This window comes from Flavobacterium sp. (assembly GCF_023151265.1).
Classification (GTDB): domain Bacteria; phylum Bacteroidota; class Bacteroidia; order Flavobacteriales; family Flavobacteriaceae; genus Flavobacterium.
Map to the genome: position 1 here is coordinate 1 of NZ_JAKLJH010000159.1, position 5,660 is coordinate 5,660.

The 5,660-nt window shown below is 31.1% G+C and carries 5 protein-coding genes and 1 pseudogene; 2 read left to right on the forward strand and 4 right to left on the reverse strand.

Annotation, left to right across the window (positions count from 1 at the left end; genetic code table 11):
• Window positions 1-2,103: T9SS type A sorting domain-containing protein (locus L6Q46_RS12350; protein ID WP_291284558.1), on the forward strand; the 2,103-nt coding region annotated here is incomplete at its 5' end.
• Window positions 2,104-2,149: 46 nt separating this feature from the next.
• On the opposite strand, the gene L6Q46_RS12355 is transcribed toward L6Q46_RS12350, so the two are convergent.
• The 4 genes from L6Q46_RS12355 to L6Q46_RS12370 all read right to left on the reverse strand — a co-directional run bounded on the left by L6Q46_RS12355 (window position 2,150) and on the right by L6Q46_RS12370 (window position 5,167).
• A complete protein-coding gene (locus L6Q46_RS12355; protein WP_291284559.1) occupies window positions 2,150-2,863 on the reverse strand; it encodes a 3'-5' exonuclease in 714 nt (237 codons plus the stop codon).
• Between the two features lie 51 nt (window positions 2,864-2,914).
• Complete coding sequence (locus L6Q46_RS12360) at window positions 2,915-4,075, reverse strand: serine hydrolase (protein ID WP_291284560.1); 1,161 nt, start codon at window positions 4,073-4,075, stop codon at window positions 2,915-2,917.
• Between the two features lie 61 nt (window positions 4,076-4,136).
• Window positions 4,137-4,610, reverse strand: a complete 474-nt coding sequence (locus L6Q46_RS12365) for a methylated-DNA--[protein]-cysteine S-methyltransferase (protein ID WP_291284561.1) — start codon at window positions 4,608-4,610, stop codon at window positions 4,137-4,139.
• Between the two features lie 71 nt (window positions 4,611-4,681).
• Window positions 4,682-5,167, reverse strand: a complete 486-nt coding sequence (locus tag L6Q46_RS12370; RefSeq protein ID WP_291284562.1) for a DUF1573 domain-containing protein — start codon at window positions 5,165-5,167, stop codon at window positions 4,682-4,684.
• A 146-nt stretch (window positions 5,168-5,313) separates the two neighbouring features.
• On the opposite strand from L6Q46_RS12370, the pseudogene L6Q46_RS12375 reads away from it, so the two are divergent.
• Window positions 5,314-5,660, forward strand: a pseudogene (locus tag L6Q46_RS12375) (sensor histidine kinase); the annotation flags it as partial.

The window sequence follows — 5,660 nt, forward strand, 5'->3', positions numbered from 1 at the left end:
GTTGCTAATGCACAAGATGCAACTATAGCTACGGATGGTACTTTAACAAGTGTTTTTATAAATTCAGGAAGTAGTCAAGGACCAACCGATGATAGAAGAATTAAGCCTGATATTACAGGGAATGGTACAAATGTAACATCTTTAAATAGTACAAATGATACATCAACTATTGCTATGTCTGGAACATCAATGGCTGCTCCAAACGTAACAGGAACGCTTTTACTATTACAACAACATTATAAGAATGTTACCAATAGTTTTATGAGGTCTGCTACACTCAAAGGCTTAGCTTGTCACACTGCCGATGACGCTGGAGAGTTTGGACCAGATCCTGTTTTTGGATGGGGATTATTGAATGCTAAGAAAGCAGCAGAAACAATCAATAATAATGGTTTAACAACTTGGATTTCAGAGGAAAGGCTAAATCAAGGTCAATCATTTACAATGTCGGTTAAATCGTCTGGAGGTGCTACCAATCCATTAATTGCATCGATAACATGGACAGATGTACCTGGAGAAGCAAATAACGGACAAAGATTAACACCTAATGACATGTTTAAATCATTAGTAAATGATTTAGATATTAGAATTACTAAAGACGGAACAACATTTTATCCTTGGAAATTAAATAGTACTGATCCAACATTGCCAGCAACTAGAACAGGTGATAATAATTTAGACAATGTTGAATTAATAAGAATTGATTCTCCTATTGCTGGAAATTACGAAATTACAATTACTCATAAAGGTAATTTAGTTAACGGTGGGCAAAATTATTCTTTAATTATTACTGGTATTACTTCCGATTTCGCAATAATTCCAACATCTGAAAATGTAGAATTATGTAATAATCAAGATGCAACTTTTAATTTTAATTTTAAGAAAACAAGAGGTTTAGCTACTAATTTCTCGGCTGTCGGTGTACCAGCGGGTGCTATTGTTTCTATTTCTCCAACAAGTTTAAATGCTAATGGTAATATTACAATGACAATTTCTAATTTGTCTTCAGTAATTCCAGGAGAGTACAACATTGGTATTGTTGGGAATAATGGAACGGAATCTGAAACAAGAACAAGAGTATTAAAAATATACAATTCAAGTTTTCAACCTGTTATTTTATCGTCTCCAACAAATGGATTTAACGGAACTTCAACTATAGTTAATCTTGATTGGCAATTAGATTCTAACGCTGAAAATTATAATGTACAAGTTTCTACAAGTTCAACTTTTGCAACAACTTTAGTTAATCAAACAACAAGTAACACCAACTATATTATATCTGGCTTATTGCAAGACACTATGTATTATTGGAGAGTTATTCCTTCAAATAGATGTGGAGTTGCAAACGCAAATAACGCAACAGTTAATTCATTTAGGACAGGAGTGTTATCATGCGGAAACACCTTTAGTGCTACAGATTTTTCTAATGCAACTGTTGCAACTATTGCAAATTCAAGCGCAAGTGTACCTTTAAATATATCAGGAGGGTTAACTATTGGTGAAATAAGAGTTATATTTGAAATGACTCATACTTATGTTCAAGATATGACTATAATGTTACAAGGTCCAGTTTCAATAGGTAGTCCTATAATAATGTTATTGGAAGAGGCATGTGGAGATAACGACAATATTAATTGTAGATTTATTCACACAGGTTCTTCTCCTGCTTGTTCTGGTGTTCCTGCAATTTTTGGTGATATTGCACCTATCGATCCTTTAAGTAATTTAAATGGTTTACTAGCGGATGGTACTTGGACTTTATTGATCGACGATCCGTATAACGGTGATGGCGGAACAGTAAGTAATTTTACAATTGAGATTTGTGCTTTAACAGCGTCTTTAAGTTCAAATGACAATATTTTAAATTCATTAAAAGTTTATCCTAATCCAGCTAAAGGAATTGTTAATATTGATTTAGCAGGAAATGTAACAGGTGAAACTACTTATGAATTGTTTGATGTTCAAGGTAGAAAAGTAGTTTCTAAAGTTTCTTCTAATACTATTGAAACGTTAAATGTTGAAAATTTATCAGACGGAATTTATATGTTAAGCATCCAAAATGGAAGCGCTAAAACAACTAAAAAAGTAGTGATTAATAAATAATCATACAATAAAAAACTAAAAAGGGAGCTTATAAAGCTCCCTTTTTTTATACATGAATAATTTCATCTTCAACTAGTAAATCTTCTCGTCTTAATCTTAGAAAAATTTGTGCTACAGCTATTACATCTTTTTCACAATACGTAATAATTCTGTCAATATTATCTTCAACATAATAAACATGAGCTACTTCACTACCGTCAATGTCATCTTTTGGAGATGGAATTCCTAGAACTTTTGTTAGTAGTTTAAGCGATGTAAAATGTTTATAATCTCCAAATTTCCATAATTCTAAAGTGTCTAAATGAGGTACTTCCCATGGTTTTTTACCAAATAAATTTATTTTGTTTGGTAAAGCAATTCCATTTATAATCATGCGTCGAGCAATAAACGGAATATCAAATTCTTTGGCATTATGACCGCACAAAACGTGTTGTGCTCCATTGAAATGTGTATTTAATAAATTGGAGAAATCGTTTAAAATCTTCTTTTCTTCCCCAAAAAAACTAGTCACCCGAAAATTTCTAATATCTCCTTTATTTACAAAGTAACCCACAGAAATGGTGATGATTTTTCCAAATTCAGCCCAAATCCCAGCTCTTTCGTAAAAATCTTCTGCTGAAATTTCGTCTTTGCGTTGGTATTGTGTTTTGTGTTCCCATAAATAGCGAGTTTCTTCATCTAAAATACCATAATTTTGGTGCTCTGGAACGGTTTCAATGTCTAAAAACAAAATATTGTTCAAGTTAATTTTCTCAATCATTTTTGTATGGTTTATAGTTAATTTAAGTTTTTAGTTTTACTGCTTATATTCTCAATTCTTTCTTAATTTCAACATTTCATATGCTTCTTCTATATAGACATATAAATCCTCACTATGAGGATCGTATGAGGTTTGGACTCCTTTTAAATGACCTAATCTCACAATAATTAAATCATCTTCAGGAATTACGATTACAAATTGCCCTAAATGACCACGCATGTAGTATAAATCTTTACCTAAAAAGTTATGCATCCACCAACCATAACCATATTCTGGACTTTTTTCAAAACGCGGTGTGATACATTTTTTTACAAAAGCACTGTCTAATAATTGTTTTCCATTCCACTTTCCATCGTTTAAATATAATTTTCCAAAGCGCGCAAAATCTCTTGCGTTACTAGCGATACAACAGTAGGCTTTTTCAATTCCATCTGGTGCTTCGTCTAATTGCCAAAGTGCTTCGTTTTCGGCTCCCATGGGTTGCCAAAAGTGTTTGGAAACATAATCAGATAAATGCTCACCCGTTGCTTTTTCAATACACATAGCCAATAATTGAGTAGCACCACTTAAATATTTAAACGATTGTCCTGGCTTTTCTTTAATGTCTAAACCTAAAATAATGCCTTTTAAATCATCATCAAAATAAGCACGAGTTACAATTGAAAACGGACTATAATATTTTTCATCCCAACTTAATCCAGAAGCCATCGAAGATAAATCGCCTACGGTTACTTCTTTTGCAAATTTGCCTTTTAGTTCTGGAAAAAAATCGGTTACTTTTTGATCTAAATTTTTAATTTTCCCATCCATAATGGCTTTTCCTAATGCCATAGTAACGACACTTTTTGCCATAGAAAAAGAATTGGTTTTAGAATTCTTATCAAATCCATCAAAATAACTTTCGTGCCAAATGCTGTCATTTTTAATAATGAGATAAGCAATGGTTTGAAGTTCTTTGTGATTTTTTGTTAATACTTCAGTAGCAGGAACGGAATTATAATCGGAAGCAATTGCCCAAGGTTGCGCTGTTCCTTTTTTAATTTCTCTGTTTGGAAATTCTTTATAATCTTCTAAAAAAGCCGTTGTATACCCTTTGAAATAAATAGTCTTCACTGCGCGTAATAGATAATCCACATCAAAAATGTACATCAAAATTATGATGCTTGCTAAAACAATAGCGAACCACTTGAAGAATTTTAAAAGAAATTTCATTTCCTAATTTTATAAGATTGTGTTATAAAAGTAGGAAAAAGTTGGAATGATTTTAAAAAAACTAAAACAAACTTTCTTGTTTTACTGGATTTTCGTGTTCCAACAACCATTTTTTGCGCCATAAACCTCCTGCATAACCTGTTAAAGAACCATCAGAACCTATTACACGATGACACGGAACCACAATCCAAAGCGGATTTTTTCCGTTGGCAGAAGCCACAGCTCGAATTGCTTTTACATCACCCAATTTTTTTGATAATTCTAAATAAGAACACGTTTTTCCGAAAGGAATATTTACTAATTCTTGCCAAACTTTTTTCTGAAAATCGGTTCCTAATGGATTAATTTTAAATGTAAAATCTGTTCTTTTTCCATTAAAATAGTCTTGAAGTTGCGAAACAGCCTCTTTTAGTTCTTTAGGAATTTTTGTAGAAATTTCAGTTTCATCATTTAAAATATGAATTTTTGAAATGCCTATTTCATCTCCACAAATTTCGGTACATCCTAAAGGAGTATTTATTACAGCTGTTTTCATTTTGTAAATATAAAAAAACCACCTATAAAAGGTGGTTTAATAAGATGTAAAAAGTTGAATTAATAATATTGTTAAGATTTAATCTCTTCTTTTTTGTCAGTAGCTGGCTCTAATACTTTTCCTTTAAAAGATAAAGTTTTTACTGCTTCAGCACCGTTTTCAGTAGTAGTAATAGTTACTGATTTTTGAAACATTCCACCACTTGCAGCGTTAAATGTTGCAGCAACCATTCCTTTTTCTCCTGGTTTAATTGGAGTTTTTGTGTAATTTGCAGCAGTACAACCACAAGCAGGTCTTACATTAGTAATTAAGATAGTTTCTTTTGTAGTGTTTGTAAAAGAAAATTCATAAGTAACTGGTTTTCCTTTTTCAATATCTCCAAAATCATGCATTTCTTGATCCCATTTAATGTTTGATTGTTTAGGAGTTGCTGGAGCTTTAACTTCTGTTGGAGCTACTTGAATAGCTTTAGCAGTTTCTACTTTAACTTCTTTTGTTTGTGCGAATGAAGCACTAGCTATAAATAAAGCTACAATTGATAATTTAATTGATTTCATACTCTATAATATTTTTAGTTATTTTAAATTTGTTATACAAAACTAAAAAAGTTTTATTTTTCTAATGTTAATTAGTTTTTAATGATTGTTAATGACATGTTAATAGGAATTTTAAGAACTACATTTTTTGTAATATCGAACTCATTATGAAGTTTAACAGATTTAATACCGTAATTTTTGCTGGGTTTTTAGCAATTGTAGGAGTAATTATCATGCAGTTGTTTTTACTCAATCAAGCCTATATTTTTGAGAAAAAAGATGTAGAAGATAAAATCCATTTTGCCTTGCAAGATGTGGTAAATAAAATTTATAAAGACAATAAAAAAGAACTTCCGATAGGAAATCAAATAAAAAAAGTTTCCGAAAATTACTTTATTGTAAATGTAAACGATGTTTTTGAAAACACCATATTAGAACAATATTTAAAAAATGAGTTCGAAAAGGTAAAGTTAGAATTAGACTACGAATATGCTATTTATGATTGTAGTTCAGA